Source organism: Hydrophilobacter chitinilyticus, from assembly GCF_049860745.1.
Lineage (GTDB): Bacteria > Pseudomonadota > Gammaproteobacteria > Burkholderiales > Burkholderiaceae_C > Rhodoferax_B.
Map to the genome: position 1 here is coordinate 3,595,622 of NZ_CP187561.1, position 15,816 is coordinate 3,611,437.

Sequence of the window (15,816 nt, forward strand, 5' to 3'; positions counted from 1 at the left end):
CTGTGGAACGGTTTATGCATTTTGTCGTGACCAATACACCAAGAGACAAGGTGGACACGATGAACTTCCTCAAAGCACTACGGTGCATCATCCCTCTAGCAGCCTTCACTGGCCTGCTCCCCTCCACCGCTTCCGCGGGCCCCACACTGCCCACACTACTGCCGTCCATGCCGTGTAGTGTCGACTCGTTCTCCATCAAGACGATTGAGGTCAGCCCTTTGAATGGGGTGGGCACCGTCTATTCGGGCAACCAGAATGCCACCAGTTGTCGCGGTCTCTACAGCGGCAACGACTCGGGTAACCCATTCAATAATCCCAACCCCAACATCGGCCAATTGGGCGACGGCCTGTTGAATGGACAGGCGGGAGTGCTGAGCCCCACCTGGTTCAACAATCCGTCGGCGCCGTCCCCCATGCTCGACCTCGACCACAACGGCTCTTACACCGACCCCGGCTGGATTTATTTGGGTAAAACCAGCAACGGCACGGGCAGCTCCTTTGTGATGGACGCTTATGACAAGCCGCTCAATATTGCCGACATTCTGAACGTCAAGATGAACTGTGTGGGCGACTGCACGCAGGGCACCTGGTCACTGGAGACCTCGCTCGACATCATCGACCAGGTGCAAGCCGTGCTGGGGCGCAATGCGTTCGACCACCTGGCCTTCGTCATCAAAGCCAGCGACCGGTTTGCGGTCTACGACTTCGACTTCAACATGTTGTCGTCAGGCATTCCGGGCTTTAACTTCACCACGCCGTACTCTTTCACCGGGGAATGGAACACAGACGACTTCCAGAACCCCAATAACAATAATGCGCAGAACTTCTCGCACATCTCGGTGTGGGCACGCGACCCCGTCGGAACACCCACGCAGTTGCTGCCAGAACCTGGGTCATTGTTGTTGCTTTCGCTTGGCTTGGTCGGCCTCGCTTTGGTTCAAAAGCGCAAAGCCTAGACCCCACGTCCGTAAGCCCCAAAGCCCGCCGAAGTGCAGGCTTTTTAACGTAGGTCACTGCTGTTCACCCCGCGCGTCATTGACGCAGTAGCGATTTACCCGCGTTGCGGAATCAATGGCCACAACAGTGACAAATTTCACTGCTGGACTGCGCACTTTTCGCTCAAATCGAATCGTCTGCATCTTGACGCGATGCGTATCTCAAACATCTCTACGTGATGGCCAGTATGAAAACATCCGCATTGCTTCTGTCTTGTTTGGCCGTCTTTACGCAAGGCGCCATGGCGAACATGGTGACCTCCGACGCCTGTACCGCAGGTGTGCGGGACTTCACCGTCAGTGCCAACACCGTGGCAGGGTGCCTGCAAGTGGGGGCAGGCAATATCAACGGGAACAATGACGCGTTCCAGACCAGCCACCCGGGTTGGGTGCTGGCCGACAAATCCGACGCGGCCGGAAATCTCTATGAAGGGTGGCTGACGATAACGGGCGTAGGGGGCACGAGTGGCACCTTCAGCATCAACTCGGTGGCCTACAGCGTCTTCGACAACCTTGCCATTGGTTTCAAGGTGGGAGAGGGCCAGCTAGACCCTGACTGGGCGGTTTTTGCGTTTGTCGATGGCACGCTGTCGGGAACATGGTCCGTATCAGGAAAGCAATCCCTGTCGCACGCCAATCTGTATGGGTTCGGCACGGTGTCATCGGCGCGGGTTGCGGAACTGCCCGAGCCAGGTTCATTCGCCTTGATGAGTCTCGGATTGGCAGGGCTTTCCTTTGCGCGTAAGCGTAAGCTTTGCCGACAGTAGTAAAACCACGAGCCCTTGATTAGGGTACAGGCCACAGGCGTTGTGCCCCATTGGGAAATGGGAGCGAATGCACTGCACAAGTTGTAGCAAAAACGGTTTTAGCTGAACGTTATTGCAGCTTCATAAACAATACAGCGCCAAGCAGCGAAAACCCACATATGGTGGTCACTGCGATGAGCAAGACCACTAGCGTGTCGTTGGATGCACCGCCGCGCCCCTGTGAATCCAAGTCCAGTCCAATCAAACCTGACCACACGTCATCGCCGCGGGTAGACGCGGTAGACGTGGCCTCGAATGCATCACATGGGTTCTTGTCGATAGATGTCATGGCATCCCCTCGTTTTTGTTTTTCGTGGGGCCATGGTCGACTCAAAGGGACCGAGAAACGTTACGCAACTGTCAACTCAGTGTTCACTTTAGAAAACGAGGCACGCCATGAAAAACATGCTCCCCCTATTCGGCTTCGCACTGCTGGCAGGTGCTGCACACGCAGCGGATGTCAGCGTATCCGTGCAGGTCGGTCAGCCGGGCTTCTATGGCCGCATCGACCTCGGCAACACTTCACCGCCGCCCGTGGTTCTGGCGGAGCCCGTGTGGGTGCAACGCGCGCCCGTACGCCCGCAGCCGGTCTACATGCGCATCCCGCCTGGTCACCAAAAACATTGGGACAAGCATTGCCGCCAGTACAACGCCTGCGGCGTGCCGGTCTACTTTGTGCGTGAGGATTGGTACCAGCAGCGTTACAGCCAGCACGACGATGGTCACCAGGGCGAAAAGGACAAGGGCCACGGTAAGGGGCATGGCAAAGGCCATGGTAAAGACAAATGACCTGAATGGGCCCAAGCCTTACCCAATCGGAGCCAACTACGCTATCGCCGCATCATCCCATTGATGTCGAGCGGCTGCTTTGGAGCAAGGGCTACAGCCGCTTTGGGCCCTTTGCTGCCGTACGACCTGCTCTTAAGCGGAAGCTTGAGGTGTGCTGAACGACGCTAAGGTCAATCCCGATTTGGGACCAAAAGCGTGATGCCGTAGTACCCCGATTTTGCATGCCTCTTAGCGGCAAGCGCACCGGGAAGAAGCCATGCAACGGCATCTGCCAAGGATGCTGGCTTCCAGCTTCCGTGAGCGCCGTGGCGTCCGCGTTTCGTTTCCCATACTCCTCTGATTCGTCTGGCGTCTATCGAGCCATCGCCTGTCTCTGGGTCAACAGCGCTCAATTCCGAACCGTCTGGGATAGCCTCCAACAGAGAGAGAAGCGTCGACTCCTCTTGGTCAGACGGCAATCGCAGTGAGTAAATCGTGAGAATCCGGGCATCCCTCTTCGCCGTAATTTGAACTCCAAGCGCAGCAAGGTCCATGTTTCAAGCTCAGTGTCAGGTTGTGGCCGGATTCTGCCTGAGGAGAGGCTGGCTAATAGAGCTCAAACCCGACCCCTTCACTTAGGCTGAAAATCGCGGCAGTTCCGCCGTGTTAGTCCCCAGCAAGAGTATCCGCTGCGGCGTTTTTCAGCCACTGGTCAGCATTCTCCTGCTGCAGTAGCCATTCAGCCAGATTGGTGGCCTGCGTGCTCTTGCGATGCCGTAGCTCGCCTAGAGCCAACGTCGCGCACGAAGGCTCCTGAAAATGGGTTTGAACCAGTTCGACGAGCACCCTCTCAGGAACTTCGCCCCAAATAGGCTCCTGTGGATAGCAAATCTGAATTTCCTGCGCCAGGTTGAAATCTGCTTTCATGTGCAATTGGGAGCGAAACTGGAGGTGCTGGTCGGATGTCTGGTTCTGGCCGTCAGCAGCCGTCCGCATTGCACACGAGTGCACCCGACAGCCACCATTACCCAATAACTTCAGGCCATTCCGTGTGGAAGAACTCTCCGGCTGGCTTGTCGGTACGCTCATAGGTGTGCGCACCAAAGAAGTCGCGCTGCGCCTGCAGCAGGTTGGCTGACAGGCGTGCCGAGCGGTAGCTGTCGTAGTAGGCCAGCGACGCGCTGAAGGCTGGCACCGGAATGCCGTTGCGCACGGCCAATGCAACCACTTCACGCCAGTTTTGTTGCGTGCTGTTAAGCAGGTCTTTGAAGAACGGCGCCAACATTAAATTCACCAGCGCCGGATCGGTGCGGTAAGCGTCGGTGATGTGGTTCAGGAAGCGCGCACGGATGATGCAGCCGCCGCGCCAGATGGACGCGATGCCGCCAAAGTCCAGACCCCATTGCTTCTTTTCACCCATGGTTTTGATCAGGTCAAAACCTTGCGTGTAGCTGATCACCTTAGACGCGTACAACGCGTCGTGCACCTTGGCCACCAGTTCTTTCTTCTCGGCGCTCAAATCCGCCTTGGGGCCCTGCAGATGTTTGCTGGCCTCGACGCGCTGCGCCTTCTGCGACGACAACACACGCGCCTCCACAGCCGCGTTGATGGTGCTGATGACCACGGCGTTTTCAGCGGCGTTGAGCAGCGTCCATTGGCCCGTACCCTTTTGGCCGGCCTTGTCGAGGATCAGTTCCACCAGCGGTTTGCCTGTCTCTGGGTCTTTTTGCTCCAGCGCCTTGCCGGTAATCTGGATCAGGTAGCTCTGCAGGTCGCCTTCGTTCCACTCGTTGAAGATGGCGGCCATCTCGTCGGTGGTAAAGCCTGCTGCCTTGAACAGGCTGTAGGCCTCGCAGATCAACTGCATGTCGCCGTATTCGATGCCGTTGTGGATCATCTTCACGTAGTGGCCGGCGCCGCCCGGGCCGATGTGGATCACACACGGCTGGCCGTCGACCTTGGCAGAGATGCTCTCGAAGATTGGCTTCATCACTTCCCAGGTGGAAGCGGGGCCACCCGGCATGATGGACGGGCCCTTGCGTGCGCCCTCTTCGCCACCAGACACACCCGCGCCAATGAAGCGCAAGCCCTTGCTGGTGAGGTAGGCGTCACGGCGCTCGGTGTCGGTGTAAAGGCTGTTGCCACCGTCGATGATGATGTCGTCTTTGTCGAGCAGCGGAATCAACTGTTCGATCACGTCGTCCACCGGCTTGCCGGCCTTGACCATGATCTGGATCTTGCGCGGCGAGGCCAGGCTTTGCACAAACTCTTGCAGTGTGGTGCTACCCACCAGTTGCTTGCCAGGATGTGCGGCCAGGAAGGCTTCGGTCTTGTCTGGGGTACGGTTGAACACGCTGACCTGGAAACCGCGGCTCTCTACATTCAAGACGAGGTTTTGCCCCATCACGGCCAAACCGATCAGTCCAAAATCACTCTTTTTGCTGCTCATGGATCATTCCCGGAAGTTGTTTGGTTGTTGGTAATCGACTGCTGCATCTTTATTTAGTGCGAATGCATTTTGTCAGCAGCCCAAGCCCATGGCGCGGCCAGTGGCATGGCATTGAAAGCATACAGGCTTGTAACCTTCCCGTAACCGACCTGTAAGCGCCAATTGACGATCCGAGAGGCCATCATGCATGCGCTTCGCACCGCGCCCATCCAGGCTTACGCCTAGCCTGAGACGGGCCAACTGACATCAAGAAAGCCGCAAACAAGCGCGAAGCCCTAAAATCGCGGGTCTATTGGCCGCAGCGCAATGATTTGTACCTGCCATGGCCCGTTGCCGGAGCGCACCGCCCTGGCCTTACCCATATTCCGTATTCAGGGCCGCCACGAGCGGCTCCCTTTCATGATCACCCTGAAAAACGTCGTCCTGCGCCGAAGCGCCAAAGTCCTGCTCGACAGCGCCAACCTCACCATCAACCCGGGTGAAAAGGTTGGCCTGGTAGGCCGCAATGGCGCGGGCAAATCCACGCTGTTTGCGCTGCTCAACGGCACGCTGCACGAGGACGGCGGCGACTTCAACGTACCCGCCCAGTGGCGCCTGGCCCAGGTGGCACAGGACATGCCCGAAACCGAGCAAAGTGCCACCGACTTCGTGATCGAAGGCGACACCACGCTGCTGGCCGCGCAGCAAGAAGTGACCGCCGCCGAAGCCACCGACGACGGCGAGCGCATGGCCAACGCCTACATGGCGCTGTACGACGCCGGTTCTGGCGACGCGCAAGCCCGCGCGCAGGCGCTGATTTTGGGCCTGGGCTTCAAGACCAGCGAACTCGACAACCCGGTGAACAGCTTCTCCGGCGGCTGGCGTATGCGCCTGCAACTGGCCCGCGCGCTGATGTGCCCGTCCGACCTGATGCTGCTCGACGAACCAACCAACCACTTGGACTTGGACGCCCTGGTGTGGCTGGAAGCCTGGCTCAAGCGCTACACCGGCACGCTGCTGGTCATCAGCCACGACCGCGAATTTTTGGACGCCATCACCGATGTCACCGCGCATATCGAAGCCGCCAAGCTGAACCGCTACGGCGGCAACTACAGCAAGTTTGAAGACATGCGCGCCGAGAAGATGGAGCTGCAACAAGCCTCGTTCGCCAAGCAGCAAGACAAGATCGCGCATTTGCAGAAGTTCATCTCGCGCTTCAAGGCGCAGGCCAGCAAAGCCAAGCAAGCGCAAAGCCGGGTCAAGGCCCTCGACCGCATGGAAAAGATTGCGCCGCTGCTGGCCGAAGCCGAATTCAGCTTCGAGTTCAAAGAGCCCGCCAACCTACCCAACCCCATGCTGTCGATGTCCGACTGCACCTTTGGCTACCCCGCGCCCGAAGACGCGCCTGAAGGCACGCCGCCCACGGTCATCGTGCAAAAGGTCAGCAAGTCGGTACTGGCAGGCCAACGCATCGGCATCCTGGGTGCTAACGGCCAAGGTAAATCGACGCTGGTAAAAACAGTGGCGCGTGCGCTGCAGCCGATTGAAGGCGAGATCACCGAAGGCAAGGGCCTGAACATCGGCTACTTCGCCCAGCAAGAGCTGGATGTGCTGCGCCCGGCCGACAACCCGCTGGAACACATGATCCGCCTGGTGAAAGAAACCACGGCTGCCGGCAAGTTGGCCGGCCAAGCCACGCGCGAGCAAGACCTGCGCAGCTTCCTGGGCACTTTCAACTTCAGCGGCGACATGGTGAAACAAGCCGTGGGCAGCATGAGCGGCGGTGAAAAAGCGCGCCTGGTGTTGTGCATGATCGTCTGGCAACGCCCCAACCTGCTGCTGCTCGATGAGCCAACCAACCACTTGGACTTGGCCACCCGTGAAGCACTGGCCATGGCGCTGAACGAGTTTGAAGGCACCGTGATGTTGGTGAGCCACGACCGTGCGCTGCTGCGCTCGGTGTGCGACGAGTTCTGGATGGTGTCGCGCGGCGGTGTGGCGCCATTCGACGGTGACCTTGACGACTACCAGCGCTACCTGCTGGAAGAAAGCAAACGCCTGCGCGAAGAAGCCAAGAACGCCACCGCTGCGGCAGCCAAAGCACCAGCGCCGGCAAAACCTGTTGCGGCGGCGCCAGTGGCCGCGCCAGCCCCTGCCGTCAACCCCGCAGAGCAACGCCGCGCTGACTCGGCCCGTCGTCAGCAGTTGGCCACACAGGCCAAGCCGCTGCAAAAAGAACTCGACAAGGTCGACCAGACCATGGCCGCCCTGACCAAAGAAAAAGACACACTCGAAGCCAAGATGGCTACGCCGCTCACGCCAGCCGACTTGGCTGCAGCGGGCAAACGCCTCAAGGTTGTGGGCGATGAATTGGCCACGCTGGAAGAGCAGTGGCTGAGCCTGTCGGAACAGATCGAAGCCATCCGCACGGCCGAGGTGTAATACTTTGTTGCGCTTCCCGCTGCTGGCGGGGATGCCGCAAGACAAAGTCACATCACACTCCAGCCAAGCCATTACAGTCGGCGTTTTCTCTACTCAAACGGAAACTCCTATGCTGTCATTGATTGGAACTGTGATCGTCGGCTTCATCGTGGGCTTGATCGCCCGCGCCATCAAGCCCGGCGACGACAAGCTGGGCATCATCATGACCTCTATCCTCGGCATTGCCGGTGCGTTTGGCGCCAACTTCATCGGTGCCAAGATGGGCTGGTACGCGCCGGGCGAAGGTGCGGGGTGGATCGCTTCTGTGGTGGGTGCCGTGGTGTTGCTGTTCATCTACGGCCTCATCAGCAAGAAGTCGTAAGCCTCTTCTGATTGATCTGTCGCGTACGTGCAAAGAAGCTGCGTAGGCCAATACCCTTTTTTCAGTCGGCCCACATCACAGGCTGTTAGGCTGATGATTTGATCCGCATGGAGGGTTCAAACTCATGCCTACAGCCCTGCAACTCGCCGAAGGCGACCCCACCCTGGTGCAAGCTGTGCGCCGCAGCCGCCAGTTGCTGCACCGCAAGGCCATGCTTGCCGCAGGGGCCAGCATGGTGCCGATTCCCGGCCTCGATTGGGCGGTTGACGCCGCCTTGCTCAGCAAGCTGATTCCACAAGTCAATGCCACCTTTGGCTTGGCGCCCGAGCAAATCGACAAGCTCAATCCAACACAGCGCGAACAGGTGCAAAAGGCCGTGACCATGGTCGGCTCGGTACTCATTGGCAAGCTGATCACGCGTGAACTGATCATCAGCGCCGCAGCCAAAGCCGGCATGCGCATGACGGCCAAACAGGCGGCGAAGTACGTGCCGTTGGCGGGTCAGGCGGTAGCAGCGCTGATGGGCTACACCGCTATCCGCTTTCTGGGCGAAGAGCATCTGAAGGACTGTGTGCGCGTGGCCCGCTCGGCGCAACTGCAGTTGCAAAGCCCAAGTTAAAGCATGACCACAGCTTGCGACATTAGCCACCGTGCCAGACACAGAGTTACCTCGGAGTTACTTCTCACAGATCGACGTGCGGCGTTTTTTAGCACCCGTGACAGCGCCAATATCGCGATCTAACGTTGCAACTCATCACCGGATAAACCAAGTTCAAGCCACGGCCCGTCGGTGGTCCCATCCACCAAAACAGGCACACGCTCCCGCTGCAACGTGGCCGGATCCTCGCCGCGCAACCGCCCGAGCACCATCTCGGCTAACTGCAGACCTACTTCGCTCGGCGTGGGCTGTTGAACGGTTGTGACCGCGCCCAGCACGGAGCGGTCGGCCTCTAATCCGTCGTAGACAATCAACGAGAAGTCACGCCCCAACACCAGGCCCGCATCACGTGCGGCCAACACCGCGCCGACACCGGCCAGGTGGTTGTCGACCAGCACCGCAGTGGGAGGATGCAGCTGCGACAACATCTGCTGTAGGCCCGCGTAACCAGCACGTCGATCCAGGGCGCAGCGCAGCACTGAAGCCCGCTCCAGAGGCAACCCGGCCCGTTGCAGCGCCGCACTGAAGCCCTGAAAACGCTGGTCTGCAAAGTTATAAAACGCATCCGCGCCCAGGTACCCCAACCGACGGTGCCCATGCGCGATCAAACGTTGCGTGGCCAAGCGCGCACCTGCGAAGTTATCGAAGTCGAGCCAGGCGTACGGCGCCTCAAAAGCACCGCTGCGCCCGTACGCGACAAACGGCACCCCCTCGGCCTGCAACAACTCCAGCCGCGCATCCACCACACGTGTTCGCGGCACTACAAACGCATCCACACGACGGCCCGCAATCGCACGCTGATAAGCGGCAACTTCGTCCTGCACAGACGCAGAAATGATGAGCAGATCCAGCCGGGCCTGCGCCAGACGCGCGCCGAGATGGCTGATCACCTCCAGCAGCAGCGGGTCGCCCAGGTCGCTTGGCGTCAACGGAAAGACCAGACCCACCGCATCAGAACGTCCCAAGGCCAAGCCACGAGCGCGCGCATCGGTCTGGTGTCCATGTCGCAGCGCGGCCGCCAACACCGCTTCTCGCGTGGCCTTGGCGACCTCAGGGTAGCCATTCAGCGCGCGGCTCACCGTGGTGAGCGAGACCCCCAGTTCTTCGGCAATTTTCTTGAGCGACATGTTCCTGTGTGCAATGTATTTAAATCAATTTTTATATTACACATTGTTCCATAGTTACTTTTAATTTTTTAAGTGCATACGATAAACAATCATGCAAAACGAAATACGCAATTTCGTTTTGCAATGTATGCCGTAAGCGCTTTGAGCTTCACGACAACGCCATGAAAAACACAACCAAGGAAGACAACATGAAATCTGCCGTCTTGAAGAAATCCGCCGCTGCCGCATTGATGCTGCTGGGCTCCGTAGCGGCGCAGGCCGCAGGCGTCACAGTCACCGTTTCGTGCGGCACCGTGGGTCAAGACTTCGAGTTCTGCAAAAAAGCGGCAGACGAATGGAGCGCCAAAACCGGCAACACCGTCAAACACCTGACGATCCCGCAATCCACCTCTGACATCCTGGGTCTGTTTCGCCAGATGTTTGCAGCCAAGTCGTCCGACGTCGACGTCATCACGGTGGACACCGTATGGCCCGGCATCATCAAGCAACACCTGCTCGACTTGAAGCCCTATACCAAGGGCGTTGAAAAGGACCACTTCCCTGCCGTCATCGCCAACAACACGGTCGACGGCAAACTGGTGGCCATGCCTTGGTTCATCGATGCCGGGGTGCTTTACTACCGCAAAGACCTGCTCGCAAAATACAACGAGAAAGTGCCCGCCACCTGGGAACAACTCACCGCAACCGCAGAAAAAATCATGGCCGCCGAGCGCAAGGCTGGTAATGGCGGCATGCAAGGCTACGTGTTCCAAGCCAAAGCCTATGAAGGCCTGACCTGCGACGCGCTCGAATGGGTGGCCAGTTATGGCGGTGGCAACATCGTCGACGCCACAGGCAAGATCACGGTCAACAACCCCGCAGCCGCCAAGGCGCTGACCACCGCCGCAGGTTGGGTCGGTACGATTGCGCCCATCGGCGTGCTCAACTACGGCGAAGAAGACGCACGCGGTGTCTTCCAGCAAGGCAACTCGGTGTTCATGCGCAACTGGCCCTACGCATGGTCGCTCAGCCAAGGTGCCGATAGCCCCGTCAAAGGCAAGGTGGGTGTGGTGGCCCTGCCCAAGGGCGAAGGCGGCAAGAGTGCAGCCGCGCTGGGTGGCTGGCAACTCGCGGTGAGCAAGTACTCGAAGAATCCCGACGCAGCAGCCGATCTGGTGATGTACCTCACCAGCGCCGCCGTACAAAAGGATCGCGCCATTCGCGGCTCTTACAACCCTACATTGCCCGCGCTCTACAAAGACGCCGACGTGCTGAAGGCCACGCCGTTCTTCGGCGAACTGTATGAAACCTTCGTCAACGCAGTGCCCCGCCCCGCCACCGTCACCGGTGCCAAGTACAACGAAGTTTCTGCTGCCTTCTGGAACGCGTCACACGACGTGATCTCCGGCAAAGCCAAAGCCGACGTGAGTCTGCAAAAGCTCGAACGCAAGATCGAGTCGATTCGCCGCGGCCCGGACTGGAAGTAACACGTCTTTTTGACACCGCGCAGGTAACCCGCCTCCACAAAGGCTTGGGTTACCTGTCGACGTATTCCACATTCCAGGAGACAACATGAGCAGCCAAACATCAGAGCTGACGCGGGAACGCACGCGCAGTGCTTGGATCTTTCTTGCCCCTACCTTGATCGTGTTGGCGCTGGTGGCCGGCTGGCCACTGGGGCGCACCATCTGGTTCAGCTTCACCGATGCCTCGCTTGAGTCGATGAGCGACGGCAGCTACAACATGGTGGGCTTGGCCAATTACTTTGGCGACTTCGGCGTTTTCAACTTTGGCGCTGTCGAAGGCTTCTGGAAAACCGATTGGGGCTTTGCCATCAGCAACACCTTCAAGTTCGCCATCGTCTCGGTGGTACTTGAAACCGTTTTGGGTGTGGTGTTCGCACTGGTGCTGAACGCGGAGTTCAAAGGCCGCGCCATCGTGCGCGCTGCGGTACTGGTGCCGTGGGCCATCCCGACCATCGTGTCCGCCAAGATGTGGGCCTGGATCATGCACGACCAGTTTGGCGTGATGAACGCCATGCTGCGCAGCGCCGGCATCATCGACCACAACATCGCCTGGACGGCCGATCCGCACTACGCGCTGTGGTCGGTGGTGTTGGTCGACGTGTGGAAGACCACGCCATTCATGGCACTGCTCACACTCGCCGCGCTGCAGATGTTGCCGCGCGATTGCTACGAGGCTGCACACGTAGACGGTATTCACCCCATCAAAGTGTTCTTCAAAGTGACGTTGCCGCTGATCTGGCCGGCCCTGATGGTGGCTGTGATCTTCCGCCTGCTCGATGCGCTGCGTGTGTTCGACATCATTTACGTGATGACCTCCAACAGCGTGGACACCATCAGCATGTCGGGCTTTGTGCGACGCGAAATCGTCGACAACAACTACGTTGGATTCGGCTCCGCTGCGTCCACCGTGCTGTTCCTCATCATCGCCGCGTGCACGCTGCTGTACCTCAAGATTTCCCGGGTTGACCTGGGTGGCAAAAAATAAAGGGGAGCATCGTCATGGATCTCAATACTCAAAGGCGTCTGGGCATGTTGGGGCTGTATGCCCTGGTCGCGGTGATCTGCTTTTTCTGCCTGTTCCCGTTCTACTTCGCGATCGTCACGTCGCTGAAATCGGGCACCGAGTTGTTCAGCACCTCACTCTGGCCGCAGAGTGCCTCGCTGAAGAACTACATCTCCCTCTTTACCGTAGCCGAGCAACCCTTTGGACGCCACATTCTCAATTCTCTGGGTGTGTCGTTTCTCGTGGTCGTGGCGTCGTTGCTGCTGGGCGTCACCGCCGCGTATGCGCTGGGCCGCATCAAGTTCAGAGGCCGAGGCCTGTTGCTCTTGACGGTGCTGGCGGTGTCGATGTTCCCGCAGGTTGCGGTGCTGTCAGGCATGTTTGAGCTGATGAAGGCCATGGGTTTGTACAACCACTGGTGGGGCCTCACCCTACCCTACATGTTGTTCACCCTGCCCTTCACGGTCTGGGTACTCACCACCTTTGTGCGTGACCTGCCCAAAGAGCTGGAAGAAGCCGCCATCATGGACGGCTGCACGCCCTGGGGCATCATCACCAAGGTCTTTTTGCCGGTGATGTGGCCCGCTTTGGTCACCACAGGTTTGCTCGCGTTCATTGCCGCATGGAACGAGTTCATGTTCGCCCTCACCTTCGTGCTGGACAACAACGACCGCACGGTGCCAGTGTCGATCTCGCTCATCAGCGGTGCCGACAAATACGAAATCCCATGGGGCAAGATCATGGCCGCTTCGGTGCTGGTCACGCTGCCTCTCATTGCCCTGGTGCTGATCTTCCAACGCAAGATCGTGGGTGGTTTGACCTCCGGCGCTGTGAAGGGTTGATGCCATGGCACACACACAAAACACAGCCCAAGAAGCCAACTGGTGGCGCGGCGGCGTGCTCTACCAGGTCTACCCACGCAGCTTTCAAGACAGCAACGGCGATGGCATTGGCGACCTTGCGGGCGTCGTTCAGCGTCTGCCTTATCTGGCGAAGCTAGGGGTTGATGCGGTTTGGTTGTCGCCCTTCTTCAAAAGCCCGATGAAGGACTTTGGTTACGACATCTCCGACTATTGCCAGGTCGACCCGATGTTCGGCACGCTGGACGACTTCGACACACTGGTTCGCGAAGCCCATGCCCACGGTTTGAAGGTGTTGATCGACCAGGTGCTCAGCCACTGCTCGGACCAACACCCTTGGTTTGTGGAGTCGGCCAGTAGCCGCGACAACCCGCGCGCCGACTGGTTTGTTTGGGCTGACGCCAAGCCGGATGGCAGCCCGCCGAACAACTGGTTGTCGATCTTTGGTGGTAGCGCTTGGCAGTGGAACACCCGCCGCCAGCAGTACTACATGCACAACTTCCTCACCAGCCAGCCGGATCTCAACTTCCACAACCCGGCAGTGCAAGACGCGGCACTTGAATCAATACGCTTCTGGCTGAACCGTGGGGTCGACGGCTTCCGTCTGGACGTCATCAACTTCTGCTTTCACGATGCCCAACTGCGCGACAACCCGGCGCGCACAGAGGTCAAGTACGACCCGGCTGTGAACAACGCCACGCCCTACGCACGGCAAATTCACCGCTTCGACAAAAGCCAGCCCGACAACCTGCAGTTCCTGAAAAAATTGCGTAACTTGTTGAACGAGTTCCCCAACATTGGCTCGGTCGGCGAAATAGGTGATGACAACACGTTGGAGCGCATCGCAGAGTACACCGGTGGCGGCGACAAGCTGCACATGGCCTACGGATTTGACTTGCTCGGCACCCGTAGCGATGCGCGCTTCTTGCACGACGTGATCCAGCGTTTTGAATCGGTCGTCACCGACGGCTGGGCCTGCTGGTCGGTATCAAACCATGACGTCACGCGTGTAGCCACACGCTGGCACAAGGGCGAACACAACGCAGCTTGGTTGCGCCTGGTCGCGACCTTGCTGCTCTGCCTGCGCGGCTCACCCTGCATTTACCAGGGCGATGAACTAGGCCTCACAGAAGTGCAGTTGCGCTTTGACCAACTGCAAGACCCCTTTGGCATCACGCTCTGGCCCGAATCCCAAGGCCGCGACGGCTGCCGCACACCGATGGTCTGGGACGCTGCACGACCCAATGCGGGCTTTTCCTTCGGTGCCAAGACCTGGCTACCAGTGGCCGCCGAACACCTTCCATTGGCAGCGGTGCATCAGGTCAACGACGAAAACTCGTTGTTTAACTTCTACCGGCACATCTTGTCATGGCGTCGCACACGCGGCGTCCTGAAAACCGGCGCCATGACCCTGCTGGCGGCAGACGACCACGTGCTCGCCTTTTCCCGTGTCGGCGACGCCATCGACGGCACAACCGAGGCTTTGCTGTGTGCGTTCAACCTAACGGATCGCCCAGCACGCTATGCGTTGCCCTCAGACATGGAAATCAGCGACATCGACACCAGCCACCGTCTACCAAGCGGCAGCGTCGAGAAAAACACCCTGGTATTGCCGCCTTTTGGCGTCGTGGTTGCCACGCAAATCCTTCAAAAATAATCGGAGACTGTTATGTCTGAAATTCGTTTTCGCGGCGTTCACAAGCGTTATGACGGTGCCGCCATGGACACCATTCGCAAGGTCGATCTCGACATCAAAAAAGGCGAGTTCGTGGTGTTCGTGGGCCCCTCGGGCTGCGGCAAATCCACCCTCTTGCGCATGGTCGCAGGTCTTGAAGACATCAGCAGCGGCGACCTGAGCATCAACGGTGTACGCATGAATGAAACCCCACCCTCGCGCCGCGGCGTGGCCATGGTGTTCCAGAGCTACGCGCTGTACCCGCACATGTCGGTCTACGACAACATGGCCTTCGGCCTGAAGCAAACCCGAACCGACAAAACCACCGTCGACCAACGCGTGCGCAAAGCCTCGAAGATCCTGCAACTCGACCCACTGCTCAAACGCCTGCCCAAAGAACTGTCGGGCGGTCAACGCCAGCGCGTGGCCATCGGCCGTGCCATCGTGCGTGAACCCAGCGTATTCTTGTTCGACGAGCCGCTGTCCAACCTTGATGCCTCGCTGCGCGTGCAAACCCGCTTGGAGATCGCCAAGCTGCACAAAGACATCGGTACCGCCAGCATGATCTACGTGACGCACGACCAGGTGGAGGCCATGACACTGGCCGACAAAATCGTGCTGCTGAACGCGGGTGAACCCGTGCAGCGCGATGGCAGCGTGGCCCAGTTTGGCGCGCCTCTGCAGCTCTACCACCATCCAGTCAACAAGTTTGTGGCCGGCTTCATCGGCAGCCCGAAGATGAACTTCGTCGCTGCCAAACTCACGCAAGCCAATGAGCGTAGTGCCGTGGCCAAAGTAGCCGACGTTGCCTGCACCGCCCACGTCAACGCCACGCGCCTCAAAGCCAACAGCAGCGTTACGCTGGGTGTACGCCCCGAGCACGTACAAATCGCCAGCACCACCGGCGACAACGTGGTCACAGGCTTGGTGGCTTTCCTCGAACAGTTAGGCGAGGCCAGCTATATCTACGTGCGGCTTTCCGGTGGCGAACTGGTCACCGTGCGCGAAAGCGGCCACACCAGCGTGTCGGTAGGCAACCCCATCCAGTTGTACTTCCCGCCGCATTGCCTGCATCTGTTTGATGAAAACGATGTGGCCACTCCGCGCACGGCCGAGCCCCACATGTTGAGCCAACCCATGGTGGCGGGAGTATCAATCTCGCGCACAGCCAACGCGACCTAAGCAACC

At 59.0% G+C, this 15,816-nt stretch carries 15 protein-coding genes; 11 read left to right on the plus strand and 4 right to left on the minus strand.

From position 1 onward, the window contains the following. The first annotated feature begins 167 nt into the window (after positions 1–167). Together ACPWMG_RS15950 and ACPWMG_RS15955 are read left to right on the plus strand one after the other, a co-directional pair. On the plus strand, positions 168–956 hold the full coding sequence (locus ACPWMG_RS15950; RefSeq protein ID WP_483300459.1) for a PEP-CTERM sorting domain-containing protein: 789 nt from the start codon (positions 168–170) through the stop codon (positions 954–956). A gap of 227 nt (positions 957–1,183) precedes the next feature. Next, a complete protein-coding gene (locus tag ACPWMG_RS15955) occupies positions 1,184–1,762 on the plus strand; it encodes a PEP-CTERM sorting domain-containing protein (protein ID WP_483300460.1) in 579 nt (192 codons plus the stop codon). Between the two features lie 109 nt (positions 1,763–1,871). Here ACPWMG_RS15955 and ACPWMG_RS15960 read toward each other — a convergent pair whose 3' ends face one another. Further along, complete coding sequence (locus ACPWMG_RS15960; protein WP_483300461.1) at positions 1,872–2,090, minus strand: hypothetical protein; 219 nt, start codon at positions 2,088–2,090, stop codon at positions 1,872–1,874. 107 nt (positions 2,091–2,197) lie between these two features. Here ACPWMG_RS15960 and ACPWMG_RS15965 point away from each other — a divergent pair, with 107 nt between their 5' ends. Continuing rightward, the gene (locus ACPWMG_RS15965; RefSeq protein WP_483300462.1) at positions 2,198–2,590 is read left to right on the plus strand and encodes a hypothetical protein; all 393 of its coding nucleotides are present in this window, start codon (positions 2,198–2,200) and stop codon (positions 2,588–2,590) included. A gap of 645 nt (positions 2,591–3,235) precedes the next feature. On the opposite strand, the gene ACPWMG_RS15970 is transcribed toward ACPWMG_RS15965, so the two are convergent. Both ACPWMG_RS15970 and gnd read right to left on the minus strand, forming a co-directional pair. After that, positions 3,236–3,496 (minus strand): hypothetical protein, encoded by a 261-nt coding sequence (locus tag ACPWMG_RS15970; protein WP_483300463.1) that lies wholly within the window; start codon positions 3,494–3,496, stop codon positions 3,236–3,238. 97 nt (positions 3,497–3,593) lie between these two features. After that, complete coding sequence (gene gnd, locus ACPWMG_RS15975; RefSeq protein WP_483300464.1) at positions 3,594–5,018, minus strand: decarboxylating NADP(+)-dependent phosphogluconate dehydrogenase; 1,425 nt, start codon at positions 5,016–5,018, stop codon at positions 3,594–3,596. 399 nt (positions 5,019–5,417) lie between these two features. On the opposite strand from gnd, the gene ACPWMG_RS15980 reads away from it, so the two are divergent. The 3 genes from ACPWMG_RS15980 (at position 5,418) to ACPWMG_RS15990 (ending at position 8,419) form a co-directional block, all read left to right on the plus strand. After that, on the plus strand, positions 5,418–7,439 hold the full coding sequence (locus ACPWMG_RS15980) for an ABC-F family ATP-binding cassette domain-containing protein (RefSeq protein ID WP_483300465.1): 2,022 nt from the start codon (positions 5,418–5,420) through the stop codon (positions 7,437–7,439). A 109-nt stretch (positions 7,440–7,548) separates the two neighbouring features. After that, positions 7,549–7,800 carry a GlsB/YeaQ/YmgE family stress response membrane protein gene (locus ACPWMG_RS15985; RefSeq protein ID WP_483300466.1) on the plus strand — a complete coding sequence of 84 codons (252 nt, stop codon included), beginning with the start codon at positions 7,549–7,551 and terminating at the stop codon, positions 7,798–7,800. 124 nt (positions 7,801–7,924) lie between these two features. Further along, a complete protein-coding gene (locus ACPWMG_RS15990) occupies positions 7,925–8,419 on the plus strand; it encodes a hypothetical protein (RefSeq protein ID WP_483300467.1) in 495 nt (164 codons plus the stop codon). Between the two features lie 119 nt (positions 8,420–8,538). Here the strand turns inward: ACPWMG_RS15990 and ACPWMG_RS15995 are convergent, their stop codons facing one another. Next, positions 8,539–9,585, minus strand: a complete 1,047-nt coding sequence (locus tag ACPWMG_RS15995; RefSeq protein ID WP_483300468.1) for a substrate-binding domain-containing protein — start codon at positions 9,583–9,585, stop codon at positions 8,539–8,541. Positions 9,586–9,773: 188 nt separating this feature from the next. Here ACPWMG_RS15995 and ACPWMG_RS16000 point away from each other — a divergent pair, with 188 nt between their 5' ends. The 5 genes from ACPWMG_RS16000 to ACPWMG_RS16020 all read left to right on the plus strand — a co-directional run bounded on the left by ACPWMG_RS16000 (position 9,774) and on the right by ACPWMG_RS16020 (position 15,810). Next, positions 9,774–11,051, plus strand: a complete 1,278-nt coding sequence (locus tag ACPWMG_RS16000) for an ABC transporter substrate-binding protein (RefSeq protein ID WP_483300469.1) — start codon at positions 9,774–9,776, stop codon at positions 11,049–11,051. Positions 11,052–11,136: 85 nt separating this feature from the next. Next, on the plus strand, positions 11,137–12,075 hold the full coding sequence (locus ACPWMG_RS16005) for a carbohydrate ABC transporter permease (protein ID WP_483300470.1): 939 nt from the start codon (positions 11,137–11,139) through the stop codon (positions 12,073–12,075). 14 nt (positions 12,076–12,089) lie between these two features. After that, positions 12,090–12,935 (plus strand): carbohydrate ABC transporter permease, encoded by an 846-nt coding sequence (locus tag ACPWMG_RS16010; RefSeq protein WP_483300471.1) that lies wholly within the window; start codon positions 12,090–12,092, stop codon positions 12,933–12,935. A gap of 4 nt (positions 12,936–12,939) precedes the next feature. Continuing rightward, positions 12,940–14,610, plus strand: a complete 1,671-nt coding sequence (locus ACPWMG_RS16015) for an alpha-glucosidase (protein WP_483300472.1) — start codon at positions 12,940–12,942, stop codon at positions 14,608–14,610. Positions 14,611–14,622: 12 nt separating this feature from the next. Continuing rightward, the gene (locus tag ACPWMG_RS16020) at positions 14,623–15,810 is read left to right on the plus strand and encodes an ABC transporter ATP-binding protein (RefSeq protein WP_483300473.1); all 1,188 of its coding nucleotides are present in this window, start codon (positions 14,623–14,625) and stop codon (positions 15,808–15,810) included. Positions 15,811–15,816: the final 6 nt, after the last annotated feature.

Coding starts and splice junctions, on each gene's coding strand:
- ACPWMG_RS15950 (WP_483300459.1), top strand. CDS start 168: ATGCCGTGTAGTGTCGACTCGTTCTCCATCAAGACGATTGAGGTCAGC.
- ACPWMG_RS15955 (WP_483300460.1), top strand. CDS start 1,184: ATGAAAACATCCGCATTGCTTCTGTCTTGTTTGGCCGTCTTTACGCAA.
- ACPWMG_RS15960 (WP_483300461.1), bottom strand. CDS start 2,090: ATGACATCTATCGACAAGAACCCATGTGATGCATTCGAGGCCACGTCT.
- ACPWMG_RS15965 (WP_483300462.1), top strand. CDS start 2,198: ATGAAAAACATGCTCCCCCTATTCGGCTTCGCACTGCTGGCAGGTGCT.
- ACPWMG_RS15970 (WP_483300463.1), bottom strand. CDS start 3,496: ATGAAAGCAGATTTCAACCTGGCGCAGGAAATTCAGATTTGCTATCCA.
- gnd (WP_483300464.1), bottom strand. CDS start 5,018: ATGAGCAGCAAAAAGAGTGATTTTGGACTGATCGGTTTGGCCGTGATG.
- ACPWMG_RS15980 (WP_483300465.1), top strand. CDS start 5,418: ATGATCACCCTGAAAAACGTCGTCCTGCGCCGAAGCGCCAAAGTCCTG.
- ACPWMG_RS15985 (WP_483300466.1), top strand. CDS start 7,549: ATGCTGTCATTGATTGGAACTGTGATCGTCGGCTTCATCGTGGGCTTG.
- ACPWMG_RS15990 (WP_483300467.1), top strand. CDS start 7,925: ATGCCTACAGCCCTGCAACTCGCCGAAGGCGACCCCACCCTGGTGCAA.
- ACPWMG_RS15995 (WP_483300468.1), bottom strand. CDS start 9,585: ATGTCGCTCAAGAAAATTGCCGAAGAACTGGGGGTCTCGCTCACCACG.
- ACPWMG_RS16000 (WP_483300469.1), top strand. CDS start 9,774: ATGAAATCTGCCGTCTTGAAGAAATCCGCCGCTGCCGCATTGATGCTG.
- ACPWMG_RS16005 (WP_483300470.1), top strand. CDS start 11,137: ATGAGCAGCCAAACATCAGAGCTGACGCGGGAACGCACGCGCAGTGCT.
- ACPWMG_RS16010 (WP_483300471.1), top strand. CDS start 12,090: ATGGATCTCAATACTCAAAGGCGTCTGGGCATGTTGGGGCTGTATGCC.
- ACPWMG_RS16015 (WP_483300472.1), top strand. CDS start 12,940: ATGGCACACACACAAAACACAGCCCAAGAAGCCAACTGGTGGCGCGGC.
- ACPWMG_RS16020 (WP_483300473.1), top strand. CDS start 14,623: ATGTCTGAAATTCGTTTTCGCGGCGTTCACAAGCGTTATGACGGTGCC.